We start from the raw sequence: 15422 nt of genomic DNA, 5'->3' as shown, positions 1-15422 counted from the left end.
CACGGAGCGTGACCGGTGGAGGGCTTCAGCCGTCCGGGCGGGGGCCGCCGCCGCCCGGTCCGGCCACCACCTGGAACTCGCACCACACACACTTGCCGGTGCCGCGCGACTCCACACCCCAGGTGTCCGCCAGCCGGTCCACCAGCAGCAGCCCCCGCCCGGTGACTCCGGACTCACCCGCGTCCCGCCGCCTCGGCAGCGCGCTGGAGCGGTCCTCCACCTCGACGCGGAGCCGCCGCTCCGGCCCCGAGAGCACCCGGGCCGTCACGATCGCCCCGCCGTCCGTGTGCAGCAGCGCGTTGGTGATCAGTTCGTCGGCGGCCAGCTCGATGTCGTCGGCCCGCTCCCCCGCGCCCCAGGCCCGGACCGCCGCGCGGACCATGTGCCGGGCGGAGACCAGCGCCTCGGGGTCGTTCTGGGAGACGTGCTGCTGGAGCCGGCCGCCCGTCTGCGGGGTGAACGCGCCCCGGCGGCGCAGCAGCAGGATCGCCACGTCATCGTCGCCGCCCCGGTCGTCCACGACCTCGCACAGATGGTCCGCCAGCCGCTGGAGGTCGCGCGGGCCGCCGCGCACCAGCGAGGTCAGCAGCTGCATCCCGTCGTCGAGGTCGGCGCCCGGCTGTTCCACCAGCCCGTCGGTGAAGAGCAGCAGCGTCTGCCCCGGGTCCAGCTCCACCGTGGAGACGGGGTACTCCAGCCGGCCGAACTCCGCCGAGAGCCCCAGCGGCAGCCCGCCGTCCACCGGCACCCGGCGGCAGCTCCCGTCGGTGTCCCTCAGCAGCGGGTCGACATGACCGGCCCGTACCACCTGCACCACCCCTGTCGAGAGGTCGGCCTCGGCGTACATGCAGGTGGCGAAGCGGTCGGTGTCGAGTTCATGGAGGAAGACCGAGGCGCGTGCCATCACGGTCGCCGGGGTGTGGCCCTCGGCCGCGTACGCCCGCAGGACGATCCGCAGCTGCCCCATCACCGCCGCCGCGTCGGTGTCATGGCCCTGGACGTCGCCGATGACCGCGCCGACCCGGCCGCCGGGCAGCGGGATGACGTCGTACCAGTCGCCGCCGATGTCCCGGCCCATCCGCGCCGAGCGGTAGCGCACCGCGATCTGCGCCCCGGGCACCTCGGGGATGCGGCGCGGCAGCATCGCCTGCTGGAGCCCCTCGGCGATGTCGTGCTCCTGGTCGTAGAGGACGGCGCGCTGGACGCTCTGCGCGATGCTGCTGCCGAGGGCGACGAGGACATTGCGCTCCTCGTCGCTGAAGCCGTTCCGGTCGCTGTAGAGGAGGCCGAGCGCCCCGATCGGCCGGGCCTGGGCGATCAGCGGCAGATAGGCGGCGGCCCGGATGCCGAGCCCCTCCAGATGCGGCCAGAGCAGCGGATAGGACTCGGCGAAGTCCCCGCGGGACTCGATGAAGCGCGGTGCGAGGGTCCGCACCACCTCGCTCATGGGGTAGGCGTCGTCGACATGGGTCCAGCGGGTGCCGGGGATGAAGGCCTCCTGGGGGCCCTCCGCGACCAGGTGGATTCTGCCGCCCGTCTCCAGCAGCCCGAGGACCAGGCTCGCGGCGCCGAAGTGCTCCAGGCCGTGGACGTCGCGCAGCACGTCGATGACGTCCTGCACGGTCCGGGCGTGGGCGAGGGCGGCGGTGGTGGACTCGACCACGCTGGTCCGGCGCCTGCGGACGGCGTCGGCCTCCATCCGCGCGGCGGAGTCGGCCAGCTCCTCCGTGGCGTCCCGGACGATGCCGACGATCCGCAGCGGGCGGCCGGTGCCGTCCCGGAGGACACGGCCCTGGGTGTGGGTCCAGCACAGAGTGGCGTCGGAGCGGCGGAAGCGGAAGTAGACGCCGTAGTGCTCGCTGCCGTCCTTGAGGGCCGTGGCGACCTTGGCGTCCAGCCGGGCGGCCTCGTCGGGCGGCATCCGGGCGGTGAGGCTCTCCCGGCGGCCGTCGTACTCCTCCGGACGCAGCCCGAGCACATCGAGCGCGGCCGGGTCCAGATGGCACAGCCCGCTGGCCAGATCCCAGTCGAAGCTGCCCATGCGGGTGAGGGCGAGGCTCGTCTCGGGGCTCGCCGGCCAGTCGTCGGGAAGCGACAGGGCCCCCGCTGCCCGCTCAACCATGGAGCCACTCTGTCATCATTTGTCGGATTCTTCGACTGTCGGTCCCGGGCCGGTCCCGCGCCCGGCCCTCAGCCCGCGAAGGTGTCGGAGCCGGCCGGCTCCTCATCGGGCACCGGCTCCTCATCGGGGACCGGCTCCTCGGCGTCGGGCAGGATCAGATCGTCGTCGTCCGGCGGGAGCAGACCGCCGCCGGAGCCGCCGCCGTGGTCGCCGTCGAGCGGAAGCAGCCCGTCACCGCCGGACCCGTCGTCGCCCGCGTCGAGCGGCAGCGGCTCGCCCTCCGGGAGGCCGTCCGCGCCGTCCCCGTCGTCCGCCGGTGCCGGAGCCGGCGGTTCCGGCACGGCCGGCGGAGCGGGAACGGACGGCGCGGAGGACTCCGGGGTCTCCCGGTTGGTGTCCGGGGATTCGCCGGGGCCGGGGGCCGGAGGGTAGGCGAACAGCTCCTCCAGGGAGTCCGGGGAGTCCGGCGGGAGCACCGCCGGCCGGCTGTCCTGCTCCCCGTCGCTCCCGGTCCGCCGGTCGATCCAGCTGCGGTCGGCCACATCGACGATCGCCAGCCGCCCCACGGCCCGCTCGGCGGGCTCGATCACCACGGACCGCTCGGGCGTGTATCCGGCCCAGGGGGTGCCCTGGTGGATCACCGCTCCCCGGGCGGCGACCGGCGGCCTCAGCGGACTGCCGCCCGCGCACCGGACCCGGGGGGCGCCGCGCTCGTCGACCAGGACGGCGGTGCCCGCCTGGAGCACGGCCTGCCGGGCGGTGTCCGCGCCGTCCCGGTAGCCGTGCGCGGTCACCCGGGTGTCGGTGCGCAGCACCACGGGGGTCAGCCCGCGCAGGAACCCGGCGAGTCCGGCCTCGGCGACCCCCGCGCCCCGGGCGAAGGCGCGGGCCGCGGCCGGGGCGTCGCGCAGCAGCGAGAGCTGCCGCACGGCGTCGCAGTTCCCGATGGCCTCGATCCCGCCGTAGAGGCCGGGGGTGGCGCCCGAGACGGTGCGCAGGGTCTGACCGCGCAGCGGCGCCCCGCGCGCGCCGGCCTTCGGGTCCGGCGGCCGGGGCGCGGGCGCGGAGAGGTCCCGTACGGTCGAGACGGTGTACGGGTCGGGGCCCCGGGCGGCGGCCGGCTGGAGGAGCACCTCCTCGTCGGGGGCGGCCCTGGGGAGCGGGTCCTCCGCGCCGCACCCGGCGAGCAGGGGCGCGAGACAGATGCCCGCGGTCAGCGCGACGGCCAGCGGCCAGCCGCCGCGCGGCGTCGGCCATGGACTCGTCGGGGACCAGCGCTGACGCGTCGCGGACCCGCGACGGCGATTGGGACGCACGTACCTCTCCCGCCTTCTCACCCTGCTCCGGTGTGCCCTCCGCCGGGTGCCCCGCCGCACTGCCTGCCGCCCGCGCACCCTGCTTCGGTGCCTCAATTTCTGCCGGACTCCCGGGCCGCCCGCCACTTGAACGCGTCCCCGGGAGTGCGTACGCTCAGAGCCCGGAAAGTTGAACATGTTCAAAGACGGGGGTGGCGGCCGATGTCCGTGCTGGTCAACCTGATCGCGAGGGCGGGGAGACGGGCGGCCGGGAGCACGGCGTCCGGCCGCGCGCCCGCCGGACGGCCCGCGCCCGTCCGGCGCACCTTCAGCTACCCCGAGGTCGGCGCCACCCTGCTGGGCCCGCTGCCCCGGGGCTACCGCCATCTGCACCGGACCACCCGGATCGGGCGGGGCCGTGAGGTCTTCGAGGCGGCGGGGGCCGCCGTGCTCGACTGGCGGATGCACCGCGCGAGCGGCGCCCGGCTGCGGAGCGGTTCGGCCGGGGCCCGGCCCGGTGCGCGGGTCGAGGTGTCGGCCGGCCGGCGCCCGCTGCGCTTCGCCGGGGTGTGCGAGGTGGTGTGGGTGGCCCGGGAGCCGCACCGCACGGGGTTCGCCTACGGCACGCTCCCCGGGCACCCCGAGTGCGGCGAGGAGTCGTTCGTCGTGGACCTCCGCGACGACGGCTCGGTCTGGTTCACGGTGACGGCCTTCAGCCGGCCGGGGCTCTGGTACACCCGGCTGGCCGGGCCGCTCGTCCCCCCGCTCCAGCACGCGTACGCCCGGCTGCTCGGCCGCACCCTGCGGCGGCTGGCCGTCCGCCCCGATACTGAAGGGGATGGAGTGGTTCGCCGACGGTGACTACTGGCTGAGCCGGCTGGTCTTCCAGCGGGCCCTGGCCGCCGTCTATCTGGTCGCCTTCCTCACCGCCGCGCTCCAGTTCCGGGCGCTGATCGGCGAGCGGGGCATGCTCCCGGCGCCCGAGCTGCTGCGCCGGGTGCGGTTCCGCGACGCCCCGAGCCTGTTCCACCTGCGCTACTCGGACGGGCTGTTCGCCCTGGTCTCCTGGACGGGCGCGGCACTGTCGGCGGCCCTGGTGGCGGGAGCGGCGGACCGGCTGCCCCTGGCGGTGGCGATGGCCTGGTGGGCCGTGCTGTGGGTGCTGTATCTGTCGATCGTCAATGTCGGCCAGACCTGGTACGGCTTCGGCTGGGAGTCGCTGCTGCTGGAGACGGGCTTCCTCGCGGTCTTCCTCGGCAATGAGCGGACCGCGCCACCGGTCCTCGTGCTTCTGCTGCTGCGCTGGGTGCTCCTCCGGGTGGAGCTGGGCGCGGGGCTGATCAAGATCCGCGGGGATCGCTGCTGGCGCGATCTGACCTGTCTGTACTACCACCACGAGACCCAGCCGATGCCGGGGCCGCTGAGCTGGTTCTTCCACCGGCTGCCCCGGCCGGCGCACCGGCTGGAGGCGGCCGCCAGCCACACGGTGCAACTGCTGCTGCCCGTGCTGCTGTTCACCCCGCAGCCGGTCGCGAGCGCCGCCGCCGGGGCGATCGCGCTGACCCAGCTGTGGCTGGTGCTCTCCGGCAACTTCTCCTGGCTGAACTGGCTGACCATCGCCCTCGCGCTGAGCGCCGTGGACGGCTCGCTCCTCGCCCGGCCGCCCGCACAGCCCCCGGCCCCGCTCTGGTACGAGGTCCTGGTGATCGCCGTCACCGGGGGCCTGCTGGCGCTGAGTTACCGCCCGGCGCGCAATCTGTTCTCCCGGCGGCAGGCGATGAACCGCTCGTATGATCCACTCCACCTGGTCAACGCCTACGGCGCGTTCGGCACGGTGGGACGGGTGCGGATGGAGGTGGTGGTGGAGGGCACCCGGGAGACCCGGCTCCACGAGGGCACCGTCTGGCGGGAGTACGGCTTCCGGGGCAAGCCGACGGATGTGCGGCGGCTGCCGCGCCAGTTCGCCCCGTACCATCTGCGGCTGGACTGGATGATGTGGTTCGCGGCGCTCTCCCCCGCGTACGCCCGGTCCTGGTTCGGCCCGTTCGTGGAGCGGCTGCTGACCGGCGACCGGGACACCCTGCGGCTGCTGGGGCACAACCCCTTTCCCGGCGCGCCGCCCGTCCATGTCCGGGCCCGGCTGTACCGCTACCGCTTCACGACCTGGCGGGAGCTGAGGGCCACGGGGGCCTGGTGGGAGCGGCGTTTCGTACGGGAGTATCTGCGCCCGACCCGGCTGGGCCGCTGAGCCGCCGGTTCCCCGGGGCGGCGGCACGGGCGAGCCCCCTCCGCGGCCCTGTGATGACGGAGGGGGCTGTGGGTCCCGCGGCCCGCGGGGCGGTCAGTCGACGCCCTGCAGGATGTGCGGCTCGGCGAGGTCTTCCTCGTACCCCGCGAGGCGGATCGGTGCCGAGCGGGCCCAGACCTCCAGGCTGCCCAGTTCATCGGGCCGGCGGGTCCGCTCGCGGATACGTTCCGGCAGTCCTTGGTCGGGCTTCTTCACTTCAGTGGTCACCGCGCACTCCTCTGTGTCGCGTAACTGGGACAGGGGCGGTTCGGTCGCGGTGGCGCCGGCTCTCGGGCGGGACCGCAGCCTGGTTGCAGACGTGTCCCAGGACGGCCAAAGGGCTTTTGTGGACCCTTGGGTGGCGTCCGTGCACCCCAGATTAACCAAATGAGCAGAGCATCGCTCGATGGGGCCTTGAATTCCGCTTAATCACGGCCAACGATCCAGCCACATAACGGATTTGTGGTCGTATTGTCGACGGAGGAGGGAACCCGGATGGAGTAACGGCCGTCAGGGCCAGGGGTGTGAACCTCCCCTGGGCCGTTCGGGTGATGCCCGGCCGCCGAACGGCCGCCGAACGGCCGATGGACGGCCGGTACGAGGGCGGGCGCGGGGCACCCGGGCTCGTACCGCCGTCCATCGGCGGAAGGGGAGGGGTCTACCAGTTGGCGGGGGCGTAGTCCTTGAGGAAGCAGCCGTAGAGGTCCTCGCCCGCCTCGCCGCGCACGATGGGGTCGTAGACCCGGGCGGCGCCGTCGATCAGGTCGAGCGGGGCGTGGAAGCCCTCGGCCGCGAGCCGCATCTTGTCGGGGTGCGGGCGCTCGTCGGTGATCCAGCCGGTGTCCACGGCGGTCATGAGGATGCCGTCGCTCTCGAACATCTCCTGGCCGCTGGTGCGGGTGAGCATGTTCAGCGCCGCCTTGGCCATATTGGTGTGCGGGTGGCCCGCGCCCTTGTAGCCCCGGCTGAAGACGCCCTCCATCGCGGAGACGTTGACGACATAGGTCCGCTTGGCGGGGGCCGCGGCCATCGCCGCGCGGAGCTTGCTGATCAGGATGAACGGCGCGGTGGAGTTGCAGAGCTGGACCTCCAGCAGCTCCACCGGGTCGACCTCGGAGACGGTCTGAATCCAGCTGTTGGTGTCGTGCAGATCCGGGACGAGACCACCGGCGTCGATCGCGGTGCCCGCCTCGATCCGGGCCGGGGTCGCCGAGCCGGAGACCAGGGCGAGATCCGTGACGTCCTGGGCGCTGAGCCCCTCGCCCATGGCGGAGGGCAGCGCGGCCACCGACTCCACGGCGCCGCTGCCGAAGACGCCGATGACCTGGGCGGGCGGCAGCTCGCCCGGGGGCAGCGGGGCGCTCTCGGCGGCGAGCAGTTCGCTGTACGCCCGGGGGGAGCGGCGCACGGTCTGCGCGGCGTTGTTGATCAGGATGTCGAGCGGGCCCTCGGCGGCGACGGAGTCGGCGAGGGCGACGACCTGGGCCGGGTCGCGGAGGTCGATACCGACGATCTTGAGGCGGTGAATCCACTCGTCGCTGTCCGGCATCGCCTTGAAGCGGCGGATGGCGTCGTTGGGGAAGCGGGTGGTGACGGTGGTGTGGGCGCCGTCGCGGAGCAGCCGTAGGGCGATGTACATACCGATCTTGGCCCGGCCTCCGGTGAGGAGGGCGCGCCGGCCGGTGAGGTCGGTGCGGGCGTCCCGGCGGGCGCGGTTCTCGGCGGCGCACTTCTGGCAGAGCTGGTGGTAGAAGGCGTCGACCTCGGTGTAGCGGGTCTTGCAGATGTAGCAGGACCGGGGGCGCTGGAGTATGCCCGCGATCTCCCCGGTGACGGAGGAGCTGGGCAGCAGCCCCTCGGTCTCGTCGTCGATCCGCTCGGCGGAGCCGGTGGCGGTGGCCTCGGTGACGGCCTTGTCGTGCGCGGTCTTGAAGGCGCGCCGCTCCTGGCGGCGCCGCTGCTTCACCGTGCGGTAGATGCCGGCGGTGGCACGGCGGACGGTGATGGCGTCGGGGTGATCGACATCCAGCTTGTCGAGCTCGTCGAGCACGCTCAGGCAGACGGCCAGCCGCTCCGGGTCGATTCCGGGGCCGGGGATGGGGGTGTTCTCTGTCACCGTCATGCTGCTGGGGTCCTTGATCACTCACGAGCCGGGGAAGGGGTCAAAAGGGGGAGTTTACAGGGGCGGGGGGTGTGGCCGCCCCGGCCCGTGTCTTCCCGCACCCGGGGTGCGGGGTCCGTCCTCAAACGCCGGACGGGCTGAGACCGGCGACCCCGCCAAAACCCAGACCCCGGGGCACAACCCCACCCCGTGCCTTCCCGCACCCAGGGCACGACGTCCGTCCTCAAACGCCGGACAGGCTGAAACCGGCGACCCCGCCAAAGCCCAGACCCGGGGGCACAACCCCACCCCGTGCCTTCACACACCCGGGGTGCGGGGCGCCGGACGGGCCAGGGGTGGCGACCAATAACGGATGGGGGGGAATGCCGGCACAAGGCAGGGCACAACCAGCCCCGCCGGCGATTGAGGCGCGGGGTTCGGGGCGGAGCCCCGGCGGTGGGGAGGGGTGCTCAGGGGCCCGAGGGGGCGTAGACGACGTGCTGGACGCCAGAGGGGAGCGGGGTCGCGCGGACGACCCGGAGGGGCGTGCGGGGGAGGTCCTCCGGGAAGAGGCGCTTGCCCGTGCCCACGATGACCGGGGCGATCAGGAGATCGAACTCGTCCACCAGCCCCCGCCCGAGCAACCACCGCACCAGCGTCGCACTCCCCCGCACCACGATGTTCCCGCCCTCCTCCCCCTTCATCCCCGCGATCGCCCCCGCGACATCCCTCCGGATGACCGTGGTGTTGTTCCAGTGGGCGGCCGTGAGCGTGGTGGAGACCACATACTTGGCGACGCCGTTCATATGGTCCGCCCCGGGAGCCTCGGCGCCCGGCCAGTCCGCCGCGAACCCCTCGTACGTCGTGCGCCCGAGCACCAGGGTGTCGGAGGCCGCCATCTGCGCGTCGGCCACGGCCGCCATGTCCTCGTCCCAGGAGGGCGTGTGCCATCCCCGCGGGTCCTCCATGACCCCGTCGGCGGTCAGCACCTCCGTGACGACCAGTTTCCTCATGACCGTGCCCCGCTCTCGCTGCCCCCTGGGCCCAGCGTGCCCATATCGCGCACCGGGCGCACGGCGGCGCACGGTCTCAGACCCGGGCGAGCACCTCCTCGTACAGCTCATAGGTCCGTTTGGCGGCCTGGTCCCAGCCGAAGTCGCGGACGGCGCGGCGCCGTCCCGCCGCCCCCATCCGGGCCGCGTCCCCCGGGTCGTCGAGCACCCGGTTCACCGCCTGGGTGAGGCCCGACTCGAAGACCTCGGGGTGGTGCGCGTCATAGGGCACCAGCAGTCCCGTGGTGCCGTCGTCGACCACCTCGGGGATGCCGCCGACAGCGGAGGCGACCACGGCCGTGCCGCACGCCATGGCCTCCAGATTGACCATGCCCAGCGGCTCGTGGGTGGAGGGGCAGACGAACACGGAGGCATGCGTCAGCAGCTGGATCAGCCGGGAGCGGGGCAGGGTCCCGGGGACCCAGTGCACTCCGTCGCGTACCCGCTCCAACTCCTCCACCAGCTCCGCGACGCCCTCGGTGCCGGGCGGTCCCGCGCAGATCACCAGCTGCGCCCGGGGGTCGAAGGCGCGGGCCGCGCGCAGCAGGTGCGGCAGTCCCTTGCGGGGTGCGGCACGGCCCACATGGAGCACATAGGGGCGGCGGGGGTCGAGGCCGATCCGCTCCAGGGCGTCCGTCTCGTGGTCGGGCCGGTAGAGGAGGGTGTCGACCCCGCCGCGGATGAGCCGCACCATGGCCGGGTCGAGGGAGGGGTGGGCGGCGAGGATGTCCTCGCGCATCCGCGCGGAGACCGCGATGACGGCGTCCGCCGACTCGATCGCGGTGCGCTCGGCCCAGCGGGCGAGCGGATGGCCGCCGTCGGACCCGGCCCGGGGACGGGGCGGCTCCAGGGAGTGGGCGGTCAGCACGTGCGGTATGCCGTAGAGGAGCTTCGCGAGGTGGCCGGCGAGCGAGGCGTACCAGGTGTGGGAGTGGACGAGTTCGCGCCCGGCGAGTTCCGCGGTCATCGCGAGGTCCACGGAGAAGGCGCGCAGCGCGCCGTCGGCCCCGGCGAGCTGCGCGGCGGGCCGGTGCCGGAGCACCCCCTCGGCCTCCCCGTCGCCCCAGCAGTGGACCTCCAGATCGGCCAGGGCCCGTAACTCGCGGGCGAGGAACTCCACATGGGCTCCGGCGCCGCCGTGGACGTCCGGAGGGTATTCGCGCGTGAGCAGTCCCACCTTCACCCCACGATGGTCACCCACCGGAGGCGCGCGGGGAAGACGGCGGCCGGTCGAAGACGCAGTCGCCGCAGAGGCCGCCGCGCGGCGCCCGGTAGTAGAGGCAGCAGCTGGTGCGGCGGCGGCCGGGCCCCCGGACCGTGCCGGAGAGGTCGGGGTGGGCGAAGAGACCGGCGGCAAGCGACTCGGCCCGGCGCGCGGCCCCGGCGTCTCCGGTGCCCCGGGCCCAGTCGTCGATCTGGCGCACGGCCGCGGCGAGCGCGGAGCCGGCGTTCCCCCAGAGCAGCCGGGGCGAGACGGCCGTCTCCTGGCGCATGGCCCGCGCGAGGGGGACGAGATGGGCGTACTGGACGGCTTCACGGAGCGCCTCCACGGTGGCGGGCGCCGCCGGCTGCCCCTCCCCGGGGCCGGGCAGCTCCAGCCACAGGTCGTCGGGGGTGGTGAGGCCGGGTGACCAGTGGAGCCGCTCGGGGGCCAGCGGTGGGACGCTCCCGTGGAGCACGGCGCCGCCGAGGGCGATGGACCAGAGCCGGGCGGCGAGGCCGAGGTGGGCGATGGAGGCGGCGACCCGCCGCTCGGGGGGTGTGTGACGGGCGGCGACCAGGTCGACCCGTCGGGTGAGGGGCTCCAGGTCACCGGCGTAGACCCGGGCGAGTGGCACGCCGGGCGCGTCCCCGCCCTCCGGGGGCGCGGTGTCCCCAAAGGTCCGCAGCGCGAAGAATCCGCCCAGTGTGCCCAGCTCCCGCAGATCCATGTGTCCTCGCTCTCATCCGTCACCCGTTGGTGGGCAGCTGTAGTCAACCTCACGTCGGTCGTATTTCTCCGCACCCCCTCTGACCTGCTCGACCTTCGCCCGTGAGACTTTTGGCCTACGCTCGTACTCCGTCGGCAGTACGCCCGAATGCCTGCTCAAGGACGACGACGTGACCGCCGAACAGGGAGATCGTGGTCTCTATGAGTTCCCTTGCGCTGGCCGTGCTTCTGTCCCTGGTCTCCGCGGTCGCCTACGCGGCCGGGGCGATCATGCAGGAGCATGTGGCCGCTGCGTCCCCCGCCCGGCCGTACGCTCCGCTGCACCACGCCGGGTGGTGGCTGGCGGTCGGTCTGAACGGCGTGGGCGCGGTGCTGCACGTGGTGGCGCTGGCGTACGGCCCGCTGAGTGTGGTGCAGCCGCTGGGCGCGCTCACCATCGTGTTCGCGCTGCCGATGGCGGCGCTGTTCGTGGGGCGCAGAGCGGGCGCCACGGCCTGGCGCGGGGCTCTGATGGCGACGGTGGGGCTCGCGGGTCTGCTGGCGGTCTCCGGGGACACCGGCTCGCACACGCTGGGAACCGGGCAGCGCGGGGTGCTCGCCGCGGCGACGCTGGGCACCGTGGCACTGATCTTCCTCATCGCGCAGACGATCAACCGGCCGGTCTTCCGCAGTGTGCTGCTGGCCGCTTCGGCGGGTGTCGCCTTCGGGATCGCCTCGGTCTTCACCAAGACGGTGGCGGACGGCTGGGAGTGGTCGCGCCCGCTGTCGCAGTGGTCGAGCATCGCGGTGATCGGGGTGCTCGCGCTGGGCGGTCTGCTGCTGTCGCAGGCCTCCTACCGGGGCGCGGGTCTCGCGGCGCCGCTGGCCACGGTCACCGTGGTCAATCCGGTGATCGCGGCGGTCGTCGGGATCACGATGTTCGGCGAGAGCTTCCGGTACGGCGTGCTGGGCGCGGTGCTGGCGATCGGCTTCGGGGTGGTGGCCGCGGGCGGTCTGATCCTGCTGACGACGGAGCGGCTGGCGGCCCAGGGGGCGCGGGAGCCGGTCGCTCCACCGCCCGGCGGGCCGACGCCGCCGGCCCGGGAGGCGGGAGCGGTCGGGGCCGGGGCTGCGGAGCCCCGGCCCGCGCGGTCGTCGCCGGTGTATCTGGACGGCATCCCCGCGCCGGAGAGGCCGGTGGAGCCGATGGGATCGGTGGGGTCGGTGGGGTCGGTGGAGCAGCCGCCGGAGAGCCGGCCGGCCGGTCCGGACGGGTCAGATCGAGACGCCGCCCGACCGGAGGTAGGCCAGGGGGTCGATGTCCGATCCGTACCCCGGACCCGTGCGGATCTCGAAGTGGAGATGCGGTCCCGAGCTGTTGCCGGTGGACCCTGAGCGGGCTATCCGCTGGCCGGCGGTGACCTGCTGGCCCGCGCGCACGGAGAGCGCGGACAGATGTGCGTACTGGCTGTATCTGCCGTCGTTGTGCCGGATGACGACCTGGTAGCCGTAGGAGCCGGCCCATCCGGCCGATACGACCCGGCCCGAGGAGACGGCCTTGACGGAGGTGCCGGTGGCCACGGGGAAGTCGACGCCCGTGTGGTAGCCGCTGGACCAGGAGGAGCCCGTCTGGCGGTACGCGGTGCCGGTGGAGGCGTCGACGGGGGCGCTCATCCGGGCGGTGCGGGTCGCGGGGCGGTTCTGGGCGACCTGCTTGGTCTCCCGCTTGACCTCCTTGACCTCCTTCTTGGCCTGCTGCTTGGCCTGCTGTTTGACCTGCTGCTTGGCCGCCGCGGCGGCCTGCTTCTTCGGGGCCTCCTGCTTCGGCTCCTGGGCCTTGGGGGCCCGCTGCTTGAGGCCCGGCCCCTCCGAGGGGGCCGTCTTCTTCGGGTCGGGCTTCTCCAGCCGGTCGCCGGCCGGGGGCTTCCCGGGGGCCCTCTTCCTCGGTGTCTCGCTCGTCTTCGGCGGGGCGGGGGCGGTCGTCGAGCCGCTCTTGGACGCCTGCATCCGGATGACGAGACGCTGGCCGGGGTGGATGAGGTCGGGATCGGAGCCGACCGTCGTGCGGTTCTGCGCGTACAGCTGCGGCCAGCCGCCCCGGACGTCCTTCGCGGAGGCGATCCTGGACAGCGAGTCGCCGGGGGCCACGGTGTAGCCCTCGCGCTGGGTGGGGACGGTGGTCGGCGACGCCTTGGCCTGCTGCGTCTGCGGGGTCTGGCGGGGGGTGGTGGGCGCGGGGCCCTTCCGCTCTCCCTGGGCGCCGCGCTCGCTCCGGGCGCTCGGGCTGCCCGTCCGGTCGGCACCGGCGTCCGTGCGGCGCTCGGGCGCCAGGGCCGGGGAGTCCCCGCCGCGCGTCAGCCCGGCCCGGACCGAGCAGTTGGGCCAGGCGCTGGGGCCCTGCCCCTTGAGCACCCGCTCGGCGACGGCTATCTGCTGGTCCCTGCTGGCGAGGTCGGCCCGGGGGGCGTACTCCCGGCCGCCGTACGCCTCCCAGGTGGACTGGCTGAACTGGAGTCCGCCGAAGTAGCCGTTCCCCGTATTGATCTTCCACTGGTTGGTGGATTCGCAGGCCGCGACCTTCTCCCAGACGTCCACGGACGCGGCTTGCGAGGAGCCCGCGCCCACGAGGGGCAGGGCGATGCCCGCGCCGCCGGCGGTGATCGTGAGAGAGGCACGATTGAATCGGCTCGGCTGGTACTTGCGGTGCCGACCGGTTGCGGTCATGTGAGTCTCCCCCACTGAACAGTTCTGTCGCATTACGGATAGGTCACGTCCGCCGTCAACTTAAGTGCTCGAATTGGCCGGTGACAAGGGCTCATTGCGGGCGCACTGCGGCAGACGCGGAGGGCCGTCCGCACCTCCGGACGGCCTCCGTCCACACGGTGCCGGCCCGCCCGCGGCCGGGGCGCGGAAGCCGCCGCGAGCCGCCGCGAGCCGCCGGGCGGCGCGCGGCGCCCGCACCGCCCCCGTACCGGCTCCGTACCGGCCGGACCCGATCGGAGCCGATCGGAGCCGATTCGGCGGGCCCGGAATGCGGCGGGTGCCGGACCGCTTGAGGATCAATGAAGGACAGTGGACCCGCAACGGACTCGCCACAAAGATCCAGGAGCGCATGATGAGTGGAACAGCCCAGATCGGTGTCACCGGACTCGCGGTGATGGGCCGCAACCTCGCCCGCAACTTCGCCCGCAACGGTTTCACGGTCGCCGTGCACAACCGCACCACGGCCCGGACCCGCGCCCTGGTGGAGGAATTCGGCGCGGAGGGCACCTTCGTCGCCGCCGAGTCCGCCGAGGAGTTCGTGGCGGCGCTGGAGCGTCCGCGCCGGCTGGTCGTCATGGTGAAGGCCGGCGAGCCGACGGACGCGGTGATCGAGGAATTCGCCCCGCTCCTGGAGGAGGGCGATGTGATCATCGACGGCGGCAACGCCCACTTCGCCGACACCCGCCGCCGGGAGAGGGAGCTGCGCGAGCGCGGCATCCACTTCGTGGGGGTGGGCATCTCGGGCGGCGAGGAGGGGGCGCTGCACGGCCCGAGCATCATGCCGGGCGGCTCCCCGGCGTCGTACGAGTCCCTCGGTCCGCTGCTGGAGAAGATCGCCGCCAAGGCACCCGACGGCGCCCCCACCGTGGCCCATATCGGCCCGGACGGCGCGGGCCACTTCGTCAAGATGGTCCACAACGGCATCGAGTACGCCGATATGCAGCTGATCGCCGAGGCGTACCATCTGCTGCGCTCGGTGGCGGGGTACTCCCCCGCGCGGATCGCGGACACCTTCCGCACCTGGAACACCGGGCGGCTCGACTCGTATCTGATCGAGATCACGGCGGAGGTCCTGGCCCATACGGACGCCGAGACCGGGAAGCCCTTCGTCGACATCGTCACCGATCAGGCGGAGCAGAAGGGCACGGGCCGCTGGACCGTGCAGATCGCGCTGGACCTGGGGGTGCCGGTCTCCGGGATCGCCGAGGCGGTCTTCGCGCGCTCGGTCTCGGGACACGCGGCGCTGCGCGAGGCCTCGCGCGGGCTGCCGGGGCCGGAGCCCCGGGCGCTGGGGGAGAAGGAGGCGGAGCGGTTCGCCGAGCGGGTCGAGCAGGCGCTCTACGCGTCCAAGATCGTCTCGTACACCCAGGGCTTCCACCAGATCCGGGCCGGCAGCGAGGAGTACGGCTGGGACATCGACCTCGGGTCGGTGGCCGCGATCTGGCGCGCGGGCTGCATCATCCGGGCGGCCTTCCTGGACCGTATCCGGGGGGCGTACGACGCCCGGCCGGAGCTGCCGAGCCTGCTGTCCGACAAGGGGTTCGCGGAGGAGATCGGGGCGGCCCAGGACGACTGGCGGGAGGTGGTCGCCACCGCGGCGCGGCAGGGAGTGCCGACGCCCGGGTTCTCGGCGGCCCTCGCCTACTACGACGCGCTGCGCGCCGAGCGGCTGCCCGCGGCGCTCACCCAGGGCCAGCGGGACTTCTTCGGCGCGCACACCTACCGGCGTACCGACCGCGAGGGGTCCTTCCACACGCTGTGGGGCGGTGACCGCTCGGAGGTGCCGGCGGGCTGACCTCGGAGGCGCGCACGGACCGTGCGGGGCCCGGGGCGGTGTGCCCCGGGCCCCGCACGGTCAGACCGGTCCCGGTGCGGGCTCCGGCTCCGGTGACG

General features: G+C 73.7%; 12 protein-coding genes. 4 read left to right on the top strand and 8 right to left on the bottom strand.

Going from position 1 to position 15422, the window contains the following annotated elements; all coding sequences use genetic code 11:
* Positions 1–25: 25 nt before the first annotated feature.
* Positions 26–2122 carry a SpoIIE family protein phosphatase gene (locus ACWCRA_RS03185; RefSeq protein WP_451066743.1) on the bottom strand — a complete coding sequence of 699 codons (2097 nt, stop codon included), beginning with the start codon at positions 2120–2122 and terminating at the stop codon, positions 26–28.
* Positions 2123–2190: 68 nt separating this feature from the next.
* Positions 2191–3438: a DUF6777 domain-containing protein gene (locus tag ACWCRA_RS03180; protein WP_451066742.1), complete on the bottom strand. Its 1248-nt coding sequence runs from the start codon at positions 3436–3438 to the stop codon at positions 2191–2193.
* A gap of 201 nt (positions 3439–3639) precedes the next feature.
* Between ACWCRA_RS03180 and ACWCRA_RS03175 the strand changes: the two genes are divergently transcribed.
* Both ACWCRA_RS03175 and ACWCRA_RS03170 read left to right on the top strand, forming a co-directional pair.
* Positions 3640–4278: a DUF1990 family protein gene (locus ACWCRA_RS03175; RefSeq protein WP_351552922.1), complete on the top strand. Its 639-nt coding sequence runs from the start codon at positions 3640–3642 to the stop codon at positions 4276–4278.
* The gene (locus tag ACWCRA_RS03170; RefSeq protein ID WP_451066741.1) at positions 4256–5665 is read left to right on the top strand and encodes a lipase maturation factor family protein; all 1410 of its coding nucleotides are present in this window, start codon (positions 4256–4258) and stop codon (positions 5663–5665) included. Before ACWCRA_RS03175 ends, ACWCRA_RS03170 begins: the two co-directional genes overlap by 23 nt.
* A gap of 93 nt (positions 5666–5758) precedes the next feature.
* On the opposite strand, the gene ACWCRA_RS03165 is transcribed toward ACWCRA_RS03170, so the two are convergent.
* The 5 genes from ACWCRA_RS03165 to ACWCRA_RS03145 all read right to left on the bottom strand — a co-directional run bounded on the left by ACWCRA_RS03165 (position 5759) and on the right by ACWCRA_RS03145 (position 10788).
* Complete coding sequence (locus ACWCRA_RS03165) at positions 5759–5932, bottom strand: hypothetical protein (RefSeq protein ID WP_351553005.1); 174 nt, start codon at positions 5930–5932, stop codon at positions 5759–5761.
* A gap of 430 nt (positions 5933–6362) precedes the next feature.
* Positions 6363–7826 carry an SDR family NAD(P)-dependent oxidoreductase gene (locus tag ACWCRA_RS03160; protein ID WP_351552928.1) on the bottom strand — a complete coding sequence of 488 codons (1464 nt, stop codon included), beginning with the start codon at positions 7824–7826 and terminating at the stop codon, positions 6363–6365.
* A 449-nt stretch (positions 7827–8275) separates the two neighbouring features.
* The gene (locus tag ACWCRA_RS03155) at positions 8276–8818 is read right to left on the bottom strand and encodes a dihydrofolate reductase family protein (protein ID WP_451066740.1); all 543 of its coding nucleotides are present in this window, start codon (positions 8816–8818) and stop codon (positions 8276–8278) included.
* A 76-nt stretch (positions 8819–8894) separates the two neighbouring features.
* Entirely contained in the window at positions 8895–10040 is a 1146-nt protein-coding gene (gene glgA, locus ACWCRA_RS03150) for a glycogen synthase (RefSeq protein WP_451066739.1), read from the bottom strand.
* Positions 10041–10050: 10 nt separating this feature from the next.
* A complete protein-coding gene (locus ACWCRA_RS03145) occupies positions 10051–10788 on the bottom strand; it encodes a (2Fe-2S)-binding protein (protein WP_451066738.1) in 738 nt (245 codons plus the stop codon).
* Positions 10789–10988: 200 nt separating this feature from the next.
* Between ACWCRA_RS03145 and ACWCRA_RS03140 the strand changes: the two genes are divergently transcribed.
* Complete coding sequence (locus ACWCRA_RS03140) at positions 10989–12161, top strand: DMT family transporter (RefSeq protein WP_351552940.1); 1173 nt, start codon at positions 10989–10991, stop codon at positions 12159–12161.
* On the opposite strand, the gene ACWCRA_RS03135 is transcribed toward ACWCRA_RS03140, so the two are convergent.
* Positions 12042–13490: a transglycosylase family protein gene (locus ACWCRA_RS03135; protein ID WP_351552942.1), complete on the bottom strand. Its 1449-nt coding sequence runs from the start codon at positions 13488–13490 to the stop codon at positions 12042–12044. The genes ACWCRA_RS03140 and ACWCRA_RS03135 overlap by 120 nt on opposite strands.
* A gap of 391 nt (positions 13491–13881) precedes the next feature.
* Between ACWCRA_RS03135 and gndA the strand changes: the two genes are divergently transcribed.
* The gene (gndA, locus tag ACWCRA_RS03130; protein ID WP_351552945.1) at positions 13882–15324 is read left to right on the top strand and encodes an NADP-dependent phosphogluconate dehydrogenase; all 1443 of its coding nucleotides are present in this window, start codon (positions 13882–13884) and stop codon (positions 15322–15324) included.
* The last annotated feature ends 98 nt before the right edge of the window (positions 15325–15422 follow it).

The sequence above is a fragment of the Streptomyces sp. NPDC001889 genome, assembly GCF_053594535.1.
The sequence above is the reverse complement of the archived record's forward strand: the minus strand, read 5'-3'. Positions and strand labels throughout refer to the sequence as shown.